Genomic DNA, 23,705 nt, shown 5'->3' on the forward strand with positions numbered 1-23,705 from the left:
GCTCATGAAGTTTTGTCGAGCCCGAGAGACGGCCGTAAACGACCGTCCCTCGCATTTCGATACGTTATGGGATGAAGTCTTACTCGCCCTTGCCCGCACCGCTCAACACGATTCGTTCCTGATCGTACCTGGTGACTTTCTGGTAGAAGTCGCTCAGGCCGCTGTAGTCCTTGGGATCGAGGAGCGTGAATCCACGCACCAGCACGCGCGAGCTTACCACTGTGCTGCCGTCGGCTTTCGCTTTCAGTTGATATATGGCATTCGGCTCGTCCTTCACTACGTCGTCCTGCGGCTTGTCCTGCAGAGAAAGCCCGGCGGCGAGCGTGTAGGTGATCTGTTCCTGGTCCTGTGACGGATAGCGCACATCGACGGGCGTTACCCGCGATGTTGCGGGGAAGGGATTCGCCTCGCTGCTTTCAAAGAAGGCACGCGGCAGTTCTATGTGGCCGTTCGACGCAGTTAGCGAGCCTGAGACATTGACCACGGCCAGCAGTTGTTTGCTCGGGTCATCGAGGTAGGCAATATGATCGACCTTTGCGGTCACGCCTGTTGGCACGCTCGATGCAAGGAACTGATCGACGGATGTTTTGACAGCATCCGGACTGGCGGTGAGGGCAAGCTGGCGCAGCTCAATCGCCTTCTGTCCTGTAAATGCCACCTTCAACATGCCGCTCAGCGCGCCCTTTGCATCGACGTTCAGCGTGCCGACGTGCAGCGTCAGGTTGTCGGAGTTCTTCTCGAGCGGTGTTACGAGAAGATCCACTTTGTTGTCCGTCATGGTGATGCCGCCTGCTCCGGCGTGCGCCCAATGCAGTGTTGCATACGGCGCCATTTTGGTTCCGGGATCGACCAATATTTCTTTGCCGTCAACCGTGAGGCCAATCAGCACCGTGTCCAGTTGATCCGCGCTCATGTAGCTCACAGCGAACAGCCTGTGGCTGCGGCTGGCAATGCGCACCGGACGCGCATTCAATCCCGCTGCGCGAGCCAGCGCAAGGTACATAAGAGCCAGTTGATTGCTCGATCCCTTCTTTGTATCGAACAAGTGTTCCACGCGTCCGCGCGGCACCCAGTCGCTGTCAACGTCCGGCACGCCGTTCGCATTGAAGTCCGTATTCTCAAACCGCTGCACATACGCGTAAATCTTCTTCGCCTTATCCGCGGGCGCGTCTGTGGGAGCAACGATTTCCTGCAGCGCATGTTGCAGTGGCGGCGTGGAAGCCGTGTAGCCGTTCACCAGCTTTGTCCAGAGGGCCATTTGCTTCTGCCAGAAATCCCGCTCCTCGGACGAGGGCGTATAGAAGAAGCTCACTTCATACGCCTGCCCCGCGGATGCCGGAGCAAAGGGATCATTCGGAATGGCGGACACGTCCGTCACATCGAGCGTGTAGCGTCCCAGTGCATCTTTGTGTATGGCGGCGCCGGCAGGCAGGCTGGCGGCGGAAACAATGTCCGTCATAAAGGCGCCGTGGCGATCCGTCAATGCGCTGTCTGTCACACCTCCGGTCTGGCCGGCTGACTCGGCACGCAGCATCTGTTCGGCAGGCGTAAAGGCGTAGTGCGCGCGACGCACGAAATAGGGCTGCTGAATCTTCCAGTCGGGCCCCTGCTCATAGCGGTCGTATCGCACCTGGTAGCGATACTCCAGAATGCTGCCGGCTTTCACATCCGGCAGCGTGAAGGTCACGTCCTCAACCCCGTTGCTGCGGTTCTTCACGATTTTCAGCAACTGCGATTGCGGACCCGAAAGCGGAACAATCTTTCCGTCTGGCTGGATGGTACGGCCTTCGAGCGCGCCAATATCCAGAGGCACGTTGAAGGTGTCCGAATCCACCGGCGCATCCTCGCCGGAATGATTCATATCCGGCTGAGCCCAGTTATTGGTGTACGCGCTTGCAAACTGACTTGAGTTTTCCCCTTTTGCGTAATACACAAAGTTCTTGCTGAGCGGAATATGGACCGTGGCTGCCGGCACGCCCTCGGGCGTAAGAATCTTCAGCCGCGCATACACGGTGCGAAAGTGGTGCGCGTCGTCGGTGATCTCTTCCCGGAAGAGATACACCGCAGCCGCGCCGGGAGCTTTGGGTTCGGATGTCATGGAAAGCTCATCTGCCTGAGGCGGCTGAAACTGGCTGTACGAGACCAGCGGCGCAGCCGCGCCAAGCAGAAGCATTCCAAATGAAGCAGCAAGATAAGAGCGCATGGGATTGATCCCCTCGAGTCCGATAAGGTCCGATAAAACCGTTCAATCGGTTGCCGCGCATTCGCTTCACTGGCTCCTCAGCCGGCCATCCACGAGCAGGTAGAGGAGGAGTTCTCAGCGACAGTGCGCGCCGGTATGTAATTTTACGCCGGAAGCGCGGCCGGGATGCGCGCCTGCTTCGACTGCACTGATGTATCCTGTGGCCTACGGGAGAAAGCAACGATGTATCTGGGGCGCGTAGCCGGCGCGGCGGCACTGTTTTTGGCGGCCACGCTTATCACTTATGCAGCGCCCGGCCAAGCGGTTACACGTACCGCGTGCGCAGGTCCTCCAGCATTGGCCACCGCTCTCAAGGCTCACCCCACCACGGAAAATAGCATTACTCTGGGCAGTTGGTTTGCCCAGCATGAACAATTTGCCTGCGCCGCGGAGACCTTCCGCGCCGGAATCAAGCGCGACGCCAGCTCCGCGCAGCTTCACTACCTGTACGCACTCGCCCTGGTGGCTCAAAAGCAGATTCCCGATGCCGTTCCCGAGCTGCAGAAGTCGATCCAGATCGAACCGAATGCCCTCAATCCGCACCTGCTGATGGCCGCACTGTACGCAGGCGTGGACAAGCAGGTAGAGGCCGCCCAGGAATGGCAGAAGGTGCTCGCCATCGATCCTAAAAACGAGCAGGCGCTCGATGGCATCACCGGAATGATGATCGACCATGGCGATTATGCCGACGTGGTCAAACTGCTCGGCCCTGCTCACAACACTGAAAAGCTCGCCATACGCCTTTCGCAGGCCTTGGCGCTGATGAATGATTTCGGCTACGCCGAGGGTGTGCTCAAGGATGGGCTTGAGGCCCATCCTCATTCCGTGCAACTGGCGCGCGCGCTCTCTGTGATTCTGGTTCATCAGCGCAACCCCGACGATTCCATTGCCGTCATGCTGAAGGCAGTCCAGGAACACCCGTCGGACATTGTCGCGGCCGTCGATCTTTATCGGCTCTATATCCTGCAAGGCCATCCGCAGGAAGCCTCCACCATGGAGGCCAGGCTTCTGGCCGCTCGCCCGCATGACCGCGACGTGCTCTATCTGAGCGGCATCCTCGAGCGCTCCGCAGGCCATTACGAGCAGGCTAAAAAGCTCCTTGAAGAGTCGGTTGCCATTGATCCGGAGTTCTTTTACACCCGCTACAACCTGGGCGCCGTGCTGGTGATTCTGCATGAGTGGCAGGAAGCAAAAGTGAATCTGGAAAAGGCTATCGCCCTCGGCATCGATCAGTCGGAGGTATATTACGAGCTGGCCAAGGCGCTCAATGGCCTCGGCGAGCACGACCGCGCGCAGGAAGAGCTTGCCAAATATCAGGCTATCAAGATCAACTCGGAAGCGAATCTCGAAGCCAACGTGGCTGTAGCGGAGGCTGACACGGCCATGAATGACGGGCGCCTGGAAGAAGCTATTACTTACTATCGCCAGGCGGTCCATGCCTTGCCGGATAGCGCTTACTACCACTACAAGCTGTCCGTTGCGCTGCACAAGCATGGCGATTTTGCCGACGAGAAGGCGGATCTGCAGGAGGCCGTGCGCTTCAATCCCAAGCTCTCCTCAGCCCAGGGAGCGCTGGGCTATCTGCTGTCGCGCGAAGGCGATGTAAACGGATCGATCGAGCACTTCCGCATGGCCGTTCAGACTGAGCCCAAGTGGACCGAAGCGTGGATCAACCTGGCCGCCGAGCTGGCCATGAGCGCCCAATACACAGAGGCCCGCCAGGCCGTGGCTGCCGCGCTGCGGCTTGAACCGCGGAACGAACGCGCGCGCCAACTCAATGACCAGCTTACCCGCGATCCGAATGCGCAGCAGCCCCATCCCTGATTGACTGTCTTCTCGTGGCAATGTCAGAATTGATCCGCTGGTGAGATCGGCTTCCGATCTGAGCGTGCGATGAAATACCTGCTCAATGTACCGTTTTGAACCCGGCGAAAGTTGCACGCTGCTGAGGCCCCTCAAATCGCCCGCATTCCATCCGCCTGAATCTCCCACAGGGGATCGGTTTTCTATTGAAACAAATTCTCTCTTCGAGATTGTCCGGCTGCTCGAACAGTCACCGAAGGTCATCCTGTATGACACTTTTGCGCCATTCCGGCGACACATTTTGCGTGTGAGCAGAAAATCGTTTTTCCTGCTGAAAACAGTCAAGAAAAACCTTGCTCATCGTATCTTGACTGTGTTATCTACAGCGAGACTCACAAATGGGTTTTGGCCGCGCCGTACCTTCAATTTAGAAAGGCGGCGTACCAGAACTAACAACGAAACGCGTCAACGAATGATTCAGGAGGCTTACAAAATGGACGCAAACAACGCTAGAGGACTATCCAGATCCTCTCGCTCTAACTGGCTACGGAGAATACCTTGGCTACTACTCCCCGTACTGCTTTTCGCAGTCGGTACCGCTCGCGCCCAGCAATTGACGGGCACCATTTCGGGTACCGCTGTCGATCAGTCGGATGCGCGGCTGGCCGGCGCCAAGGTCGTAATGAAGAACGATTCCTCCGGTGACCAGCGCACAACCGTCTCCGACAAAGAGGGCTTCTTCTCGATCACCGCACTTCCCCCGGGTTCCTACACGGTCACCGTCTCCTCAAAGGGTTTTGCGGCATTTGAGATGACGGGGGTCATTCTGAGCCAGGGCGATACAAAATCGGTTCCCGCGCGGCTCAAGGTCAGTTCGAACGACCAGGCTGTAACCGTTGTCTCCGGCGCCGATGCCGAAGTACCCACGGACACCGCCGAAGTCAGCGCCACGCTGAACAACGAGATGGTGGACTCCGCAATCCTGACAACACGCAACGCCGCCGAACTGATCAAGATGATGCCTGGCGTCGCTTTTTCCGGTGCCGGTGCGCCTTCGCAAAACCTGGCCTCCAGCACCAACAGCGGTCCTGCCGGCAGTTACAGCGCCAACGGTACCCAGCCCTACGGCACCACGGACGTCTATCTCGATGGCGCCAACCTCCTCGACCCAGGCAACGCGGGTACGCAGGTGGCCAACATCAACCAGGACATGACGGACAGCGTCAAGTACCTGTCTGCCTCCTACGGCGCTGAATATGCCAAGGGCCCTGCTGTTCTCCAGGCTTTCTCCAAGAGCGGCGGACAGAAGTTCCACGGTGAAGGCTACGTATATGCCCGCAACTCCAGCGTCGGATTCGCGAATGACTGGCTGCAGAAGAACGAAGAGCTAGGCCAACAAGAGGCGAACAGCATTGAGCCGCAGAGCTACTACTACTTCGGCGGCAACGTCGGCGGACCGATCTTCTTCCCGCACTTCAACCATAACCGCGACAAGCTTTTCTTCTGGGGCGGTTATGAGTACATGCGGCAAAATCCCTTCGTGGCCCACAACCAGATGAACGTGCCCACCGTCGCGCAGTTGAACGGCGATTTCAGCACGACAACCTTGCCCTCCGACCTTATCACATCCGGAAACGGCGCGGCCTATGCCCTTCCTTGCAACATTGATAACGGGTATCAGGGCTGCGGACCGACCAACTCGCCCTGGGGTAACGCGTATGCGCCCTGGGTGAACGCGACAACGCCTCCGAATCTGCAGCAATACTTCGATCCGACTGGCGCGGTCCTGGGTGGAAGCGTGAACGGCGCCTGCGGCGCCACTGCACAGCCTGGCGGCACTGTTCCCGTAGGCCTTATGCCCTGCCCGAACCAGACTCCGACCGCCGGCAATGGCTGGACCAACTACCTCCAGACCTACGGCGATCCGACGCAGGACGGAGCCATCACCGGAAATCGCTGGGAAGCTACAGGCAAGCTCACTTATGCCTTTAACGACAACAACAAACTCTGGGGCAGCTACGCGTTTCAGTCGGAAAACGACCAGCACAACGCAGCTCCCTGGTGGAACGCGGCCAACACCATTGAGTATCCTTCCCTGCCTATCGGCAAGGAAACGGCGCATCTCTATCTGGCCAACTACACGCACGTCTTCAGTGCAACCACAACGAACGAAACCGTATTTGCCTACGCCAAGTTCGTCAATGACATGAGCGGTTCCAATCCCTCTGCTCAGGCCCGTTCCACCTACAACATAGCAACACAGAGCATCTTCCCCGGCAAAACCGGCAATTCGCAGATTCCCAACACCAGCAACACCACCGGCTGGGTAACCGCGGTTCCATGGATCGCCTTCCCGGCTCTCACCGGCGGCATCTACGGCCCGAACAGCTTCGGCAAGACCTCTGAGGCGCCCAGCATCTCGGATGTCTTCACGAAGATCATCGGCACGCACTCCATCAAGGTCGGCTTCTACTGGGATGCCCAGGAGAATATCCAATCCACTGACGGTCAGGACGGCGCCGGAGTCCAGGGCAACTACGAAGTTGCTACCTGGGGTTCTTCCTCAACCTACAACGCCCAGCTTGACCGCCTCATGGGACGCAACTTTGCTTATGAGGAAGTCAGTTCCGATCCGGTTCCGTCAGAGCTATGGCACCAATGGTCCATCTGGGGTCAGGATCAGTGGAAGATGACTCGTAAGCTGACCCTCACTCTGGGACTTCGCGCAGACCACATGGGCCAGTGGTACGACAAGCTTGGTGGCACCCAGGTCTGGAATCCTGCCGCGTACAGCAACTCGCCAACTGCCCCGCCAAACACCGGCCTGGCATGGACCGCGAATAATCCATCCATTCCGAAGTCCGGCTTCCCCAGCAAGCTGTTCGAATACTCACCTCGCGTGGGTGTGGCCTATGACCTGTTTGGAACCGGCAAATCGGTAATCCGAGCCGGCTTCGGCACCTACTGGTACCAGATCTCGAACAACTATGCCGGTCAGGCAATGACTGGGCCGCTTGGCTCCTACTCCTACAGCACCTATCCGGCTGTTTCGGGCTTTTACGGATATGGAATCAACGGCGGCAGTGTAGACACTCAAAACGCGAGCACAAACGGTGGAAACGGAATGGCGAAGCCGCTTGCCGTTTCTTCCGGCCTCAACCAGAATGGCACCAACCCCAACACGGACAAGCTGGGTGACGGCAAAATTCCATACGCCGACACGTACAGCTTCGGTGTGGCGCAGGCTCTGCCCGCTCACACGGTGGCTGAAATCTCCTACGTTGGCAGTACGAACCGCAACATCATGGAAGCTGGGCCGTTCAACTACCTGGATGCAAACGCTGTTGCCGCGGGAGCCCTTTACACTCCGGATCCCAAGGTGGGCAACTATGTCAACCTTTACCCGATCGGCACCACCTCTGCTCAAAGCTCGAACGACTGGAGACCGTACAGCAACTACCAGTCGATCTTCACAAACGCTCACACGGGTTACGCCAACTACAACTCACTGCAGATTTCCGGTCAGAAGCAGTCCGGCAACCTGTTCATGTTCTCCAACTTCACCTTCGGCAAGGTGCTGGGCATCCGCGACAGCAACACCGGAAACGGCAACGGTTCAGGCGACTATCTTGATCCCTACACGCTCAAGAACAACTACGGCCCGCTTGCCTATGACCACTCTAAAATCTTTAACTTCTCAGCCAGCTACAAGCTGCCCAGCCCGATCCACAACCACGCCTTCTTTGGCCAGGTCGTGAATGGATGGCAGCTCTCCACCTACACCACCTACCAGGATGGCGCTCCACTGCAGGCCAGCTTCCCGAATCTCAACATGAACTATCGCCAGTATCTCTGCGGCGCGAACGACCCGCATCCAGGTTGCACTACGGCACTGAATGGCGTTGCAGCTGCAGGCGCTGGTGGCACAGTCACTCAGCCCTTCACCATTCCCATTCCAGTTTCAGCAATGGGAGGGAACCAGACAGGGCAAATCAGCGCTTCCACCTGGTTCGGATCGAGCGAAATTCCGCAGATGTTGGCGGTGTTGACCTGCGATCCTCGCACGGGTCTCGCGAAGGGTCAGTACTTCAACCCGAACTGCTTCCGCGCTCCAATGACTCCTACGGCCACGACAGCCGGCGAGATGGGACAGTACATCTGGCCGTATGTCCGTACGCCGCACTACTTTGACAGCGACTTGGCAATCTTCAAGGCATTCCGGGTGAATGACTCGCAGCGCTTTGAACTCCGCGTCTCTGCCACCAACTGGCTGAACCATCCGAACTCGTACTTCGGCGGCGGCAATAACGCCGACGACCAGCTGATCTTCAATGGATTGGCTACCGGGTCGCAGACCGTCACCAACTCGAACCCAACCACCACCGGTTTCCCGCTCGACAAGACCGGATTCCGTTGGATGCAGTTGGCTGGCAAATACTACTTCTGATCTCGCATCGGAAGTACAACCGGAAAGGGGCGGCCATTGGCCGCCCCTTTCGCTTTGCCTCCGCAAAACTGTCGTCAGGCTAAAGGTCCGCTCATTTTTCGATTCTTTCGGGCACGGCTCAATCACGCCAATGATGGAGACTTCAGCGCCTGTTACGGGGTGTTGTTGCGAATGAAATATAGAAGTGGTACTTTTTCGTGCGTCGGTTAACAGGGAAAAATTCACTGCATGGACGGAGGGGCGAAATGTCTCAGACTTACACTTATGGGAATCCTGTGCTGTCACTGTGGCAGGCGTCTGTTGCGGAAGTGCAGCGGCGGCATGCCAGCGTTCAAAGCCGGATGGCGACAGCCACCAGGCAGAGAGTCGCTATTGCGGCACAGCCTGCGCCGGATGATCTGATGGCGCCGGTGCGATTGATCGGCGAGCCGGTTACCGCGGGGCAGACGGTGAGCATGGATACGCTTGCGGCCACGCCGGCGAAGGCTGCGCCCAGCGTTGCTGTGGCGCCGATGACAGTGGCCGGAGTGATTGGCGACTGCGCGAAGACAGCGGCTAAGTTTCTCTGGGCGGAGATGACGGGTAATCATCAGCAGTCCCAGTTGCTGGCGGGAGAGTTGAAGGATTCCGAGTGTGATCCGCTGTGGGCCGAATGCGTGACAACGTATCTGGCATACAAGGTGTCAGGCGGAGCGCTGCCCTACAGGCCGAACCTTGATCCGGTGATCAATCTTGGCGCTGCCACCAAACTGGCGATCATTGGAGACTGGGGGACGGGCGACGAGGTAGCGATCAATCTGCTGCAACAGGTGGCTGCTCTTGGTCCCGATGTGCTGATTCATCTCGGCGACATTTATTATGCGGGAACTCAATCAGAAGCACAGAGCAATTTTCTGGACATTTGCCGCCAATTTCTCGGCAGCGGAACTCCCCTGTTCAGCTTGTGCGGCAACCACGATATGTATTCGGGAGGAAATGGATACTACTGGCTGGTGGATCAGTTGAACCAGCAGGCCAGCTACTTCTGCCTGCAAAATGCGGACTGGCAATTTCTGGCGATGGATACGGGGCACAACGATAACGATCCGTTGACGGTCTCCACGAATATGACGGGGCTGGTGACGTCGGGGAACTGGGTGGAGGCTAACTGGCATCTTGCGAAGATTCAGCAGGCGGGCGGACGCAAGACGGTGCTGCTATCGCACCACCAGTTGTTATCGGCATTCGGCTCGGTGGGGAGCGTGAATGGCCAGAAATACGCCTACAATCCGAATCTTTATGGAAGCTTTCAGGGTGTTCTTCCGCAAGTAGCGGCGTGGTTCTGGGGGCATGAACATACGCTGGCGGTGTATGAGCCGTACATGGGGCTGCAAATGGGGTGCTGCGTGGGCGCATCGGCGGTTCCGGTGTTTACCAATCAGCAATCGTATGCGAGCGCGGCCGGTCTGCAGACGTATCAGGGGGCGCAGATGCCGGTGTGGAATCCTGGCGCAGTGCTGGGGAATAATGGCACTGACTATAACAATGCCTTTGCGATGATTACTCTGAATGGGCAGACAGCAACCGTGGATTATTACCAGGTGCCGCCGCTGGGAACGGCTACTAAGTTTGGTGTTAGCGATACGCTGTGATCGCTGCTTGAGCGGAACAGCAGGAGACGGTGCCGGTGGTACAGGCGATATCTTCTGGGGCAATGGCACTGCGCCGGGCGGCGTTGTGGTTGGAGGTGTAGGAACGCTTGGTCTGGCTGGCGGAGCTTCTGGATCAGCGATGGTAACCGGCACAACCATAAAACCATTTGGAGGGCACACGTGTGCAGATGGAGTAATACAGTGACCGCGACTCGTTCGGTTGGGAGTCACAAATGACGCAGCAAATGCAGAGAGAAGTGGTTGCTCTGATTGCAGCAGCAGCCGTATTTGCTCGTTCGGTATATCCCAAGCCAATCACCGGTGCCGCTAAAAAGCCCTACAAAAACCAGGTTGTAGCCCGATTATGTTACGCGCTTGCAGGCGTATTCGCTCTCTTGGTATGGTACGGGATTTACAGAGAGGGTCGTTGAAGAATACCCAACCGCAGGCCACCCGGATGGTGGCCTTTTCGCTTCCCTGCATCCTCAGCTACCAGTTCCGGGCCGTAGTTCCCTCACGGTGCTGCCGGCGGGTGGCCCATCCGTGATTCGGGTGGCACCCGGCAGTGGAGATGAATTCCACCGCCGGGAAATTTGAACCGACTCTAGTTCGCAGGACTTTGTGGCGCCGCGTACCAGCGAACGTAGTCGACCGTCATCGGCCCAGGGTTGGTCAGATTGGTGATCGATCCACCCAGGGTGCCGCCGATAGCCTCATTCAACATGATGAAAATCGGTTGATTGAATGCCCATACATCTCCCGAGGGAAGGCTGGAGGGCGTAGTGGTGAAGAATGGCTTGGTTGGGTCATCCACATAGAACTGAATCTTGTCTGGCGACCAGATGATTCCGTAGACGTGGAAGGCTGTGTCCACTGCCTGTCCCGCTGGGAACAGGAAGCGGTCCGAAAGTCCGTCGCCGCCGGTAAGGAACGTGTGGAGTGTGGAGTTCTCCCCTGCGTCGCCGGCTCCGCCAAACACCTGCGGTGACCAGTCTTCAAGGATGTCCACTTCGCCGGCAGTTGGCCAGGGAACGCCACTGTTAATGTTGTTGCCCAGCGCCCAGAAGGCCGGCCAGAGGCCCTGGTTGGTGAGATCAGGCAACTCGACTCTGGCCTCAAGAATGCCGTATTGGAAGGTCTGCCCTCCATCCGTATTGAGGCGAGCCGAAATCCACGTTCCATTTACATTTCTGGGCTGGATCACGAGATGGCCGTTGCCATCGATGTAGACCGGAGCCGTGGCAGTGCTGAACTTTGTAGGACACTGGCTCGGATTGCCCTGGACTCCCGGAGGTCCGCAGTAAACCTCGGCTTCGTTATTTCCCCAGCCGTTGTTGTTTCCGAGGTCGAAATTCCAGGCGTCCGTGGATGGCGGACGAGATGGACCCTCGAATTCCTGGCACCAGGTCGGCCTGTAGCTCACTCCTGCAACCGTCATGTCGCCAATCCCGTTGCAGGGGCTGGCGGCCTGGCCGCCTTTGCCGGTGTTGCTGCTGTTGGTTTCCACAGCCATCGACCATAGCTGGCTGCTCGAGCCGGTGCATGTATCCACTACGACAGTGCTGCCCACGGCCCTTCCGCTCGCGGTGAGGCAAAGATTTGTGCTGTTAGCAACCTGGAATTCGTAGAATTTGCCAATCAGCACCGGATCCCAGGCCTGCTCGGTCGTGCCGGCGCACGCGTCCAGAACTACCGGCGAACCGGTGGTGCTTCCCGAGACGGTCATGCAATTGGGGCCAAGAGCGGCAAAGTTATAGAAGCCGGGGGGCGACACGCCGGTGTTGTTCACTGACCACATCTGCGCCCCGGTACTGTTCGAAGTGAAGATATCGAGCGGATTTCCTTCTCCTGTGCCGGCGCCTGCGTCATCCAGGACCAATGTTGGCGCACTCTGCGGGCTCAGTGTGAAGCTGCCAATGCCGATCGGGACGCTGCCAGTCTCGCTGCCCTGGACGAAGTTCCCGCAATCGGCAGTTACGGAACATATTTGACGGTGGATGGATGCGCCTGGAAAGCCTTCATGGTTTCCGAAAGCTGTGTTTTGCGCCACGAGCGTGCAGCTACCTGAAAAAAGCACTCCGGCCATCAGGCAATACGGCAGCCTGCCCATGACGGCAGTTTGCACTATGCGTTTTGAAATCATTGTAATTTTTCTCCTCGGGTGTATGTTCGACGCAATCTGAGCAGGCGAACTTTTGCTGGCTCAGCCCATTTTTCGCTCGGTCTACTATTGCGAACCGGGCATTCTTCGATTGGAAGTTCATTCCGTACTCAACGCAACGTTCCGGGAAGCGGTGCTTGCCTTTGCTGCACAGAAGCTTATGATCCCGCGGGACCACGTACATTCGCGAGCAACAAGGCGCACCTGAAAAAGTGGACTTCAAAAATGATTGATTTTCTTATGCGATTTGTCTTGCCATAATTATTCGCAGCCCCGCGAACCGGTTGAAGAAGAGGCCGATCTCTTCCGGTCAAAACCCCAACCGCTTCCTTCAGATTGATCATTCGATGGAATTGCTCCAATCGCATAATGGCATCTGCAGCACGAGAATGCGCCACGCAATAACTGGCCGCCTTTTTATCATGCGATTGAAACCGTTGGCAAATGGAATTGTGGGCCAACTATTTCGGAACTTGAGGATATTCCTGAAGGTCGCATCGGTCGCTGCTCACCGTCGGAAAATCTGTGTCTCCGAGGTGGCTGACCTTGCTAAAAAGAAGGTGCGGGAAGGCCAAGTTCAGCAAATTCGTTTGCGACGTCAGGATCGATTGCCTTTGCTGCGGCAATATCCCGCTGCGATGCGCCTTGATCGCCATTTTTGAATTCAGCGAGTCCGCGGCCGTACAAGGAGCTTTCGATTCTGGGATTGATGGCGAGAGCGGCATTGTAGTCCGCGATGGCAGCGTCAATCTTATTCATCTTCAGATACACGGTGCCTCGATCATCGAGCGCCAGAGGATTATTTTTTTGCATCTGAAGCGCGAGGTTACAATCTTCCAATGCGCCTTCCAAATCTCCAAGGACAACGCGCAGCGCACAGCGGCTGATTCGAGGCGCGATTTTGTCTGGCCTGAGCGCTAGCGCGCGATCAAAATCAGGCGCTGCGCTTTGGTACTGCTTCTGCAATACGTAGGCCATGCCGCGATTGTTGTAGGCGAGTTCATGATTCGGCCTCAACTTGATTGCCTCATCAAAATCCTGGACAGCGCGGTGATACTGCTCCTGATGGGTATATGTGATGCCGCGGTTGTTGAGCGAGCAAGTATTTTCCTCTTTTAGACGGATGGCCTCATCGAAGTCCTGAATGGCCAGATCGAATTTGTGTTTGCGGTCATAGGCCAGACCACGGTTATTGAATGCAGGCTCGTACTCCGGTCTCAATTGGATTGCCTGATCGTAATCTTGAATTGCGAGATCGTACTGACGTTTTTCGCGGTATGCGTTTCCGCGGTCGTAGAGTGCAAATGGATCGTCGGGCTTGATACGGATGGCGAGATCAAACTTCTGGATTGCGCGGTCATAGGCTCCGCTATCGCTGTATGTGTTGCCGAGATTGACAAGAGCATTTTCATAGGTTGGATCGATTTTGACTGCGTCCTCATAATCCTGTGCGGCCAGTTCGTTTTCGTTTTTCAATTCATATGCGATTCCGCGATCAAAATGTGCGAGCTGAGAATCCGGTTGCAGCTCCAGCGCATTGCTGTAGTCCTGAATGGCCAAGTCATACTGATTTTTGGATTGATACGCACGACCGCGGTTGATGAGAGGAAGCTCGCTCTTGGGCGCGAGGCGTATGGCTTCTTCGAAATCCTTGATGGCACGGTCATAATCGCCGCTAGCTGCGAATGTGAAGCCTCGATTATTCAGGGCTGAGGCGAATCCGGGATTGAGGCGGATGGCTTCATCAAAATCCTGGATTGCGGACTGGAGCTCGCTGCTGGATGGGTCTGCGTCGGCGCTCGGGGAGGCTTGAGCTTCGCTTTTCAGATCCCAGGCGGTATCTACGCCAGCCTCGCGGATGGCCGGCGCGGCTGCGCCTTTTGCGTTGTAAGCGATTCCATGCTCGCTCACGGCATCTTCATCGGATTTGAGCTGCACGGATTGATTGAGACTTCGCTTTGCGTGATCATGCCCGGCGAGGCAGAGCTTGGCTACGCCACGGTCATAGAATGCGACTGCGTCGCCCGGCTCAAGCCGAATTGCTTCGTTGTAGTCCTGAATCGTACGGCTGCAGGCATCCTTTAGCTGATATGCGATACCGCGGCTTACAAAGGCTGCGGCCAGTCGCGCCCCGTTCTCCTTGCCGGACTCAATGACTTCAGTGCAGGTTTGGATCGCTTGCTCGTCCTTCGCCTCCTGACAATCCTTCCAGGCATCATTTGCCGTTTGTGCTGCTAGTGCGGATGCGAGGAAAGTGATGGCTGCAAATATCTGGAGAGGCCGCGCATTGACGTGTTTCAACGAAATTGAGTCCAGGGCAAGAAGGCGCTTGAGTCGCTCCACGGGCTTTCCTCCATCGGCAATCATGATCTTGAACAGGTGAGTGAGAACAATGCTACACGAACGGGGTGACCCATGATCTGTGGCTTTTAGAGGCGGGAAAATAATTGCAAGGCAGCCGCAGATTCTTCACTTGGCCTGAAAAAACAGCTCCGCTCAGAATGACAAGGCTCTGTGGTGGAGCAAGCTCCTGGAATTACACCTGCGCGATTTGGGCTGCGATGGGTGTACCGGTGAGGACTTCGGCGGCGGCGGCGTAGCGGCCTTCGGGGACGGTGACCTGTACGCCCTGGACGTAGGGGCGGACGGCGGCCAGCATCTCCTGCGCTATCAAGATGCCTTCTTTGCCGGCGGCTTCCGGTGTGTCGGCCTGGGCCATGCGGAGCATCATCTCTTCCGGCATGGAGACGCGGAGGTCGTTCTTGAGGAACTCGGCGTTACGGAGGCTGGTAAGCGGAAGGATGCCGGCGATGACGGGGATGCGGTAGCCTTCGATGCTGGCCAGGAAATCTTCGAGGAGACGGAGATCGAAGACGGGCTGGGTGATGACGTACTCCGCGCCTGCTTCTACCTTGTATTTGAAGCGGCGGAGCTCATGCTCCATGTCTGGCGCGCCGGGGTGGGCGGAGACGCCGATGGCAAAGTTAGTGCTTGCGCCGATGGCGTTGGAGCCGACGTCGAGGCCGTGGTTGAGACGGCGGGCCATGTTGACGAGGCCGATGGAATCGACGTCGTAGACGGCTGTGGCGTCCTGATATGTGCCTTGGCGCGGCGGGTCACCGGTGAGGCAGAGGATGTTGCGCAAGCCAATGGAGGATGCGCCGAGCAGGTCCGACTGAATGCGGAGGACGTTGCGGTCGCGGCAGGTGTAGTGCAGCACGGTTTCCGTGGCGGTGTGCTGCTGAATCTGGATGCAGAGGGTTTGCGCGCTGATGCGGGCTGAGGCGCTGGGCGAATCCGGCACATTGATAGCGTGAACGCCATGAAGCGCGAGCATTCGTGCGCCGTCGATCTCCCGCGAGCAGTCAATGCCGCGCGGGGGAACAATCTCCGCCATGTTGACGAAGGTTCCCTGCGCGAGAAGAGCGCCGAGGCGGGAGCGCTCGGCGAGCGGAACGGGCGGCGTTTCACGCACGATCTCTACCACTGCATCGCCGTGCGCCACCTGCTCCTGCGCATCCAGCGCGCGGACGGCGGTACGCATGATGCGGATGTGGTGCGGCGTGGTGCCGCAGCAGCCGCCGACGATTTGCGCTCCGGCAAGGATGGCCTTGCGGGCAAAGCTGGCCATGTACTCCGGCGAGATGAGATAGATGTTGCGGCCTTCAATGGCGCGGGGCATACCGGCGTTGGGCATGGCGGCGAGCGGCAGCGTTGTGGCGGCGCGCATTTTTTCTATCGCGGTAAGGACGCTGGCCGGGCCGGTAGAGCAATTCACGCCGACTGCATCCGCGCCCCACTCGGTGAGCAATGCGGCGGCGTGGGCGGCGGAAGAGCCGTCGAGGCAATTGCTTTCGTCATCTACCGTAACCATGGCTACGACGGGCAGGCCGGGCGCGGCCTCATGCGCGGCCAAAAGCGCTTCGCGAGCCTCATTCAGGGCGGGCATGGTTTCGATGGTGAGCATGTCGACTCCGGCGGCGGCCAGAGCGCGGATCTGCTCGATGAAAGCAAGGCGCGCTTCATCGAGACCGGTTTTCCCGAGAGGCTCAAGACGGACGCCGAGCGGGCCAATGGTTCCTGAGACCCAGGCTGTGCCTGCCTGGCGGGCCAGGAGGCGTTCCACAGCCTGACGCGCAATGCGCACGCCGGCGGCATTGATCTCCGCTACTTTTCCGCCGAGGCCGTACTTGCCGAGCCGGAAGCGGTTTGCGCCAAAGGTGTTGGTTTCGAGAATCTCCGCGCCGGCCTGGAGATATTCCTCATGGACGGCAAGAATCAGCGAAGGGTCGGTGAGATTCAGCTCGTCGAAGCAGCGGCTGATGAGCACGCCGCGGCTGTTCAGAACGGTACCCATCGCGCCATCGGCGAGGATGGGTCGGGTTCCGAAGATTTCAGCAAAGGAGGGCATGCACTTTCATGCTAACGCATACGCTGAGGACGTGGGTGGGACGGTGAGAGAGGCAGGACCGATGGGATTGGCTTCCATCCCCGGCCCCCAAAGGCGAGGGACCGGTGGCACCCTCATCTGGATTGGGAAAAGCCACCGAGATCGGGGCCACCCGCCAATTGCCAGATCTAAAAGCTATCGTCAAAGGGGATTCGCCTGTAATGTGTATCGGTCAGATAGCCGTTTAGATACCGGTTCCGGAATCCGGCCTATGACGATTCTCTTATTTCCCAACTAGAGGTTTCTGGAGCGGGGTTTGACGAACAGCGAGGCCGTCGCCAGTTTGCTGGCGTTGGAATGTCCGGTAAACCCTTGTTGCAGTACACGCTTCGGCGAACTCTTATGTATTTATTACATAATCCGCATACCATTACTATCGCTGGGAAATGCTGCCCTTATGGATGCAATCTTAAGCTGATCTTGGGCGCTTGTGGTTAAAGCGCGCAAGGAGCAGTAAGGATATGAATTCATTTAAGTTTTGTGCCAGTGTCACAAGAGGATGTGGCGTGCTATTTTTCGCGATTGCACTTGCTGCAACATCCCATGCGCAGTCCACATTCGGCAGCATTCGCGGCACAGTTCAGGATAACTCCGGCGCCGTCATACCGGATGCGCAGATTATTTTGCACAGCGTAGATAAGAACACCGACCGCACGGTGAAATCCGATGGGACCGGCAGCTACTTGTTTGAGAATGTGCTGGCTGGAAGTTACAGTCTGCGGGCACAGCACGATGGCTTCGCTGATGCCGGTCGCTGCCGGCATCGTCCTGGAAGCGCGGCAAGATAGCCGCTATGCCCTTACGATGACTATTGCCGCGACGGTGAGCACGGTGGAGGTCACCTCGACTGCGACCCAGATCAACACTGAGAACGGTGTCCTTGCCGATTCAAAAGGCGGAACTCTGATCGGCGAGTTGCCCCTCAATTTCCGCGCCTCGACGACCAGCCCTCTGGCCGCGCTGACGACCTCCGCAAATGTGCAAACGGACAATCAGGGCAATGTGGCTGTGGGGGGAGCAACCGCCAACATGGTCGGATACTCGGTGGATGGCATCTCCACTGCCAATGTGTTTAGCAGCGCGGCCGGCACCAACCCCTATCCATCCTCGGAGGGAATTGCGGAGCTGAAGATTTCGGCCTTCAACAACAACGCCGAGTTTTCCCAGGTAGGCGACGTGACCTTCACCACCAAGGGCGGCACAAACCAGTTTCATGGCAGCATATTTGAGTACCTGCAAAACGCTGCCCTTGATGCGCGTGTGTACAGCTTTTCGGAGAAGGCTCCGAAGCAATTCAACACCTTTGGCGGCAGCGTGGGCGGACCGGTGCTGATTCCGCATCTTTACAACGGCCATAACAAGACCTTCTTCTTTTTCGACTATGAGGGCAACCGTAGAAACACCTCGCAGCCCGAGCAGTACACGGTGCCCAGCGTTCTCGACAGGATGGGAGACCTGAGCGACCTGGCGTCACCGTCTACGTTCTCCACGCTGAACAACCCCTATACGGGCCAGGCTTACGCCAACAACACCATTCCGGAATCGAGCATCAACCCGTTCGCCAAGAACTTGCTGAACAAATACTATCCTCTGCCGAATCTGGCGAGCGCTCCTGGTCAGCTGAATTACCAGACGCTGGTTCCGATTCCGTCGACTACGGATGGCTTCGATGGACGCATCGATCAGGTAATTAGCGCGAGTCACCAGGTCTATGCCCGGTACAACTGGAAGAATCTGGTTGTGAATGTGGTCAACCCCCTGCTGCCGAACGACGTGGACTCCGAGCATGACCGAAGCTTTCTGGTGTCTGACAGCTACATATTCAGTCCGCGGCTTGTGAATGAGTTCCGATTTGGCTTCACAAACTCGATCCTGGCTCCGAACTTCCCCATCGAAGGCGCGACCGCTCTTGAGGGGCTGGGCATTCAAGTCGGCGGACCTCAAGGAGTAAATGTATCGAACCATCCCACCGATCAAGGCTTTCCCACGATCAATTTTTCCGATGGCACGTCCTTCACACCGATCGGCAGGGACCACGTGGGCTCGACGGTTTCCAGCACCAAGCAGGCTGCCGACAACCTGACCTATACGCACGGCCGACACACCCTGCGCGGTGGTGTGGACCTTCGCTCGCTGAGCGATGGCGTACCGCAGATCGAGACTCCCTCGGACGACTACGGTCTGATCACCTTCAACCAGAACGTCTTTACCAACAGCTCATTCGGCGATGTTCTGTTGGGCCTGCCCAATACCACTTACTTTGCCGTAACCGGCCCGAGAGAAATTGCCCATGGCTTCCAATTGGGCGTATATGGCCAGGACGAGTGGCAGATAAACGATCGCCTGACCGTCAATGTCGGGCTGCGCTGGGAACTGCTTCCCGCCTTTCACGCACAGTTGGGAAATGCCGCCAACTTTGATCCCTACTACAAGGGTCCTGGAGCGAACGGCCAAGGCGCGATTGTGGTCTCTCGGAATTTGCTCAACACGCTGGGACCGGCTCCAGGCTTCCTGGCCTGGTTCAATGCCTGCGGATACGGAATGCAGACCCTCAACCCCAATTACAATCCGGCCACCTGCACTCCGGTAGTGACCAACAATATGGCAGGGTTGCCTACAGGGCTGCGCGAGACCTACAAGCGCGATTTCGATCCGCGCATTAGCTTTGCCTATCGCCCCTTCAGGGACAATAAGACCGTCATCCGAGCCGGCTTTGGCATCTTCACGGTAACTTCTTTAGGGCAACTGCAAAACAACCTGGATGGTAATCCTGAGGCTTCTATCTATACATGGGCCAATGACACGCAGCCGGACAATCCGACGAATGTACGCACGCCGCAGTTTGCCTTCCCGCAGGTTGCTCCTGTGACCGCGGGGCTGAATGGAGGGCTGCAGTTTGGTGGCGGAGAAATTGAACAGGCCACCGATCCTCATTTCCGCGACCCGCAATCGGCACAGTGGAACTTGACCGTGGAGCGGGCATTGAACGCCGCTACCTTGCTACGCGTCAGCTATGTGGGCATGAAATCCTATCGCCTGAACGTAACGGAAAACCTCAATCAAACCGTACCCAGCAGCCAACCGTACAACTTCGCCAACGCGCCGTACCAGAACTGGTCGGTGATCTTCAGTACCGCCAACCTGGGAAGCACGAGCTACGAGTCGATGGAAGTGGAGGCGACCCACAGGATCGGTAGAGGGCTGTCTTATGACGCCAATTACGCCTGGACAAGCAGCCTCAGCGACGCGCAGGGAGATGCTCCCACTGCCTTCGCGGGTGAGACCTCCTATGGACTTGCCGTAATGAACCGCTTCGATGTGAGGGCCAACCGGGGCAACGTAGAAGGAACGCGCCGTCAGCGGCTGCTGGTAACTGGAACATACGAGCTGCCCTTCGGCAAGGGGCGCGCATGGTTGAATTCCTCGCGCTGGGTTGACGGAATTCTCGGCGGCTGGAATTTGAATACCATCACGCTGCTTGAAACCGGGCCGTACCTGACCCCGACCGACAGCGTAACGACCGACCAAACCAATACGGACCCTTTGGGAGACGGATCCGTCGTGCGCCCCGACCGAGTACCCAATGTCTCGCTGCGCGGAGCCAATGGTAAGTACTTTAACGTGAATGCCTTCACGAATACACCAGCCGGCGCGGGAAGAATCGGCAACGCAGGCGTAGGCATTCTGGAGGCGCCCGGCACCATAGCCGTAAGCGGTGGCGTGGCCAAGCAGTTTGCCATTCACGAAGCTTGGCGTTTGCGCTTCGAGTCGACATTCACCAACGTGCTGAACCATACCAACTTCGCGCCCCCGGCAACGAATACCAGCAACACCGGAGCGTTCGGTCTTCTAACTGCTGCGCAGACCACGGAAAATGCGGGCAACCGTACGGGCCAACTCGCGCTGCGGGTTGAGTTCTAGCATCAAAGCGGCGATCGAACCAGCCAGCGTTGGATGGGCCGGAGCTTCAAAATCTCCGGCCCATCCGCCTGAAACTGGCGGGTGGCCCCGATCTCATATAGCCCGGCATCCGTCGAGTGTGCCCCCGGTCCCCAAAGGCGAGGGACCGGGGGCACCCGTAGTGCGGGTTGAGATCGGAGGTCGGGATCGGGGCCACCCGCCCTTTCGTCATCCCATGTCTCCAAAAGAGGGAGACCTGGGCACCCAAAGTCAGTAGTGGTCCGGCTTTCCAAAGACCCAGGCAACTGCCGGGAGTGGTGGGTTGCTTTGTTATACTTCGGGAGTCAAAAGGATTATCGGAGTACTGCCGAAACCGGGCATTTGACAGAGTTTTTATGCGGTTGCGCAGGTTTCCGGCGTTCCGTCACAAGCTTGTTTATTCTGCGGCCCCGTGAGGCTGCCGCTTTGGGTTGAGGGAAGAATTTTGAAGAAGAGCAGTTTTTGGATTAGCGCCGCCGCGGCGCTCAGCCTGGCGGTTGCGCTGGCGGGGTGTGGGTCAACCACTTTTTTTGCGGGCCGTACGCTGCCACCGAGCGGACTGACGTGGCGGGTTCTGGTTGCCATTCAAAATCCCTCGGCGCTGAGCCAGGGAACTTTGCAGATTCTCGACGCCTATTACGATACGCGCTATAAATTCAACAGCAATACCGTCACTTATTCCATTTCCGGATATTCCGGCGCGCTGCCCACCACCATCCAGAACATGCCTGAAGAGCAGCTTGGCGCAGTGTATGGATACGGCGATGGCAGCTTTGTTTATATCAACTACGAGAAGGAAGCCACCACCGGATCGCAGGCCGGGCTGCCTGCCAAGTCCGCAGGCGTCTTTGTGACGCGGAGCCAGAGTTATATCTTTGCCGCAACCGAGGCAAGCAGCCAGGCCACAGTGATTGACCGCACGGTAAGCAGTGCCGGCGCGGTGTATTCCTTGAATCTTCCGGGTGTGTATCACGTCAGCGTGAATTCCGGTGGATCTGTTGCGCTGTACTTTGTGCGTAACTCGAATTACGCCTATTACCCGGTTAAGCTGAATGCCTCGCAGACGCTGGCGTATTCGGGCGGCGTCTCCACCTGGCCCAAGGCCGCCGTGGACTGCGAACCGCAGAATCAGCCTGCGTGGTGCCTTTACCAGGCACAGAGCCCGGACAACGTAGACTCGACCGGCACTCCCTACGGCGCTCCGCTTAATTTTGACCGTCCGGTCAAGGCAGTCTTTTCGAGCGACGGCAGCACGGCCTACGTACTGAGCTGCGGACCTGAGTGCGGTGGAAACAACTCGGCTATTTCGCTGCTGCCCACCGGCAGCCTGATCTTCCTGCCCAACCAGGGTTCCGGCCAACTGCCCACGAATGCCGCCCTGGACGCAAGCTGCGGCTCAGGAGCTACCCTGACTGCATGTACGATTGCGGTGCCCGGCGGCGCAAACAACGCACTGCTGGACTCATCGACGATGTACGTCATCGGCCAGTGCCTGGCATCGACTTCGCTCTCCAATGGCGGGGCGGCGTGCGCGGGTTCCGGAGCTTCCAGCGGACTGTTTACCGGTCAGCTTACGATTCTTAACCTTGCTCCCGGCTCCGGCGCGACGGTTTCCACCACATCGACAGCATCGATCAGCGACGGAGCGGCAGGCGGGCCAACGCGCATGATTGAGGCGGACGAAAACACGCTATGGATTGCGGAAACCAAGTGTACCAACGGCGCACGGTTTGCAGAGGGGCTCGCCTATGGCTGCCTGACGATGTACAACACCTCGACCGGTGCGGTGACGCTGCTGCCTTACCTGGGTGACGCTACGGGCATTGCGGCCGTGACCGGCTTGAGCAAGGTCTACACTGCGGTGGGCGGCCAGGTGCATATCTACACCACTGCGGCTACTCCCGTGGAGCTCAACAACTTTTACGTCCAGGTAACCGGCACAGCCTACGATGTGGCGTATATGGATGGGTTGAGCGACGCAAATAATACTGTGTACTAAAGGCAGCTTTTAGCCGCTGGCTCTTAGCTTTTAGCTTGATGTGCGGGAACGCGCGGTAGGCTGAAAGCTAAGAGTTTTCTGTTTATGGAGATTGCGATGGGCGGGGATTCCGTTGCGGAGATTCTGGCGATTGCGGCTCACCGCGACGATGTGGAGCAGACTTGCGGCGGGACGCTGTTGAGGGCTGCCTCACGCGGACTGCGGACGGCAATTCTGGATTTGACGCAGGGCGAGGCGGGAACGCGCGGAACTGCGGAGGACCGCGCGAAAGAAGCTGGCGACGCGGCGAAGATTCTTGGCGTAAGATGGCGCGAGGCGCTGGATCTGCCGGATGGCGCGATTGCAAACACACTCGAAAACCGGCTGAAGATTGTGCGCGTGCTGCGCGAGGTTCGTCCGCGTGTGATGATTCTTCCCTACTGGCAGGCGCGGCATCCGGATCATGCGATTGTGGGTACGCTTGGGTATGAGGCTTGCTTTCTTTCGGGACTGGCGAAGATCGATACGGGGACTGCGCCACATCGGCCGTTCAAGATTGTGTATGCGAGTCTTTATGCGGATGTGCGGCCTAGTTTTATTGTGGACATTACGCCCTTCATCGAGCAGAGACATGCGGCTCTGATGGCTTATCGATCGCAGTATGCGAATCAGCCGGAGGGTAGCGCGCTGTTTGTTTACGCTTTTGCCGGTGCAGTCGATCTGAAGGCAGCTTTTAGCTCTTAGCTTGATGGTGGTTGAACGAGCGAGAGTGCTCTCCCACTCATGACGCGATACGACTGCGCCATGAATGGGGCACCCGGCAACTGTAAGAACAACCGCAGATCCCTCACTTCGCCTGAAGAAAACGGCTCCGTTCGGGATGACAGTGCTCTGCGGGAGCGGGCATCCAGAGATATATTGAATGAAGTGTCAAACGCAGCGAGGCGGTCGATCCTCCCACAAGGAACCGACCGCCTCGTTTGCTTTCCGGAGGCTTACCTTCGCCCGGAAATGCCTATAGCGTGCGCTTGAACAGCGGCGTGGCAATGAGCAG

General features: G+C 57.8%; 11 protein-coding genes. 7 read left to right on the forward strand and 4 right to left on the reverse strand.

Translation table 11 applies throughout. The features are described 5' to 3' along the window. Window positions 1-79: 79 nt before the first annotated feature. Window positions 80-2,203: a transglutaminase family protein gene (locus ABSG47_RS01125; protein ID WP_424165255.1), complete on the reverse strand. Its 2,124-nt coding sequence runs from the start codon at window positions 2,201-2,203 to the stop codon at window positions 80-82. Between the two features lie 222 nt (window positions 2,204-2,425). Here ABSG47_RS01125 and ABSG47_RS01130 point away from each other — a divergent pair, with 222 nt between their 5' ends. From ABSG47_RS01130 to ABSG47_RS01140, 3 genes are all read left to right on the forward strand, one after another. Then, complete coding sequence (locus ABSG47_RS01130; RefSeq protein ID WP_424165258.1) at window positions 2,426-4,066, forward strand: tetratricopeptide repeat protein; 1,641 nt, start codon at window positions 2,426-2,428, stop codon at window positions 4,064-4,066. Between the two features lie 592 nt (window positions 4,067-4,658). Next, on the forward strand, window positions 4,659-8,492 hold the full coding sequence (locus ABSG47_RS01135; protein ID WP_424165261.1) for an outer membrane beta-barrel protein: 3,834 nt from the start codon (window positions 4,659-4,661) through the stop codon (window positions 8,490-8,492). Window positions 8,493-8,737: 245 nt separating this feature from the next. Beyond that, window positions 8,738-10,123, forward strand: coding sequence for a metallophosphoesterase family protein (locus ABSG47_RS01140; protein WP_424165264.1), 1,386 nt, complete (start codon window positions 8,738-8,740; stop codon window positions 10,121-10,123). Window positions 10,124-10,727: 604 nt separating this feature from the next. Here the strand turns inward: ABSG47_RS01140 and ABSG47_RS01145 are convergent. The 3 genes from ABSG47_RS01145 to ABSG47_RS01155 all read right to left on the reverse strand — a co-directional run bounded on the left by ABSG47_RS01145 (window position 10,728) and on the right by ABSG47_RS01155 (window position 16,695). Beyond that, window positions 10,728-12,266 (reverse strand): ricin-type beta-trefoil lectin domain protein, encoded by a 1,539-nt coding sequence (locus ABSG47_RS01145; protein WP_424165266.1) that lies wholly within the window; start codon window positions 12,264-12,266, stop codon window positions 10,728-10,730. 567 nt (window positions 12,267-12,833) lie between these two features. After that, window positions 12,834-14,627 (reverse strand): tetratricopeptide repeat protein, encoded by a 1,794-nt coding sequence (locus ABSG47_RS01150; protein ID WP_424165269.1) that lies wholly within the window; start codon window positions 14,625-14,627, stop codon window positions 12,834-12,836. A 193-nt stretch (window positions 14,628-14,820) separates the two neighbouring features. Then, complete coding sequence (locus tag ABSG47_RS01155) at window positions 14,821-16,695, reverse strand: bifunctional homocysteine S-methyltransferase/methylenetetrahydrofolate reductase (RefSeq protein ID WP_424165272.1); 1,875 nt, start codon at window positions 16,693-16,695, stop codon at window positions 14,821-14,823. Between the two features lie 545 nt (window positions 16,696-17,240). Here ABSG47_RS01155 and ABSG47_RS01160 point away from each other — a divergent pair. The 4 genes from ABSG47_RS01160 (at window position 17,241) to bshB1 (ending at window position 23,395) form a co-directional block, all read left to right on the forward strand. Then, window positions 17,241-17,522 carry a carboxypeptidase-like regulatory domain-containing protein gene (locus tag ABSG47_RS01160; RefSeq protein ID WP_424165275.1) on the forward strand — a complete coding sequence of 94 codons (282 nt, stop codon included), beginning with the start codon at window positions 17,241-17,243 and terminating at the stop codon, window positions 17,520-17,522. Next, a complete protein-coding gene (locus tag ABSG47_RS01165) occupies window positions 17,479-20,655 on the forward strand; it encodes an outer membrane beta-barrel protein (RefSeq protein ID WP_424165278.1) in 3,177 nt (1,058 codons plus the stop codon). The genes ABSG47_RS01160 and ABSG47_RS01165 overlap by 44 nt, the downstream gene beginning before the upstream one ends. 463 nt (window positions 20,656-21,118) lie before the next feature. Beyond that, a complete protein-coding gene (locus tag ABSG47_RS01170; RefSeq protein ID WP_424165281.1) occupies window positions 21,119-22,672 on the forward strand; it encodes a hypothetical protein in 1,554 nt (517 codons plus the stop codon). A 96-nt stretch (window positions 22,673-22,768) separates the two neighbouring features. Then, window positions 22,769-23,395, forward strand: coding sequence for a bacillithiol biosynthesis deacetylase BshB1 (bshB1, locus tag ABSG47_RS01175; protein ID WP_424165284.1), 627 nt, complete (start codon window positions 22,769-22,771; stop codon window positions 23,393-23,395). Window positions 23,396-23,705: the final 310 nt, after the last annotated feature.

This window comes from Occallatibacter sp. (genome assembly GCF_049510455.1).
Taxonomy (GTDB): Bacteria; Acidobacteriota; Terriglobia; order Terriglobales; family Acidobacteriaceae; genus Telmatobacter.

Coding starts and splice junctions, on each gene's coding strand:
- ABSG47_RS01130 (WP_424165258.1), top strand. CDS start 2,426: ATGTATCTGGGGCGCGTAGCCGGCGCGGCGGCACTGTTTTTGGCGGCC.
- ABSG47_RS01155 (WP_424165272.1), bottom strand. CDS start 16,695: ATGCCCTCCTTTGCTGAAATCTTCGGAACCCGACCCATCCTCGCCGAT.
- ABSG47_RS01165 (WP_424165278.1), top strand. CDS start 17,479: ATGCCGGTCGCTGCCGGCATCGTCCTGGAAGCGCGGCAAGATAGCCGC.
- bshB1 (WP_424165284.1), top strand. CDS start 22,769: ATGGGCGGGGATTCCGTTGCGGAGATTCTGGCGATTGCGGCTCACCGC.
- ABSG47_RS01145 (WP_424165266.1), bottom strand. CDS start 12,266: ATGATTTCAAAACGCATAGTGCAAACTGCCGTCATGGGCAGGCTGCCG.
- ABSG47_RS01125 (WP_424165255.1), bottom strand. CDS start 2,203: ATGCGCTCTTATCTTGCTGCTTCATTTGGAATGCTTCTGCTTGGCGCG.
- ABSG47_RS01140 (WP_424165264.1), top strand. CDS start 8,738: ATGTCTCAGACTTACACTTATGGGAATCCTGTGCTGTCACTGTGGCAG.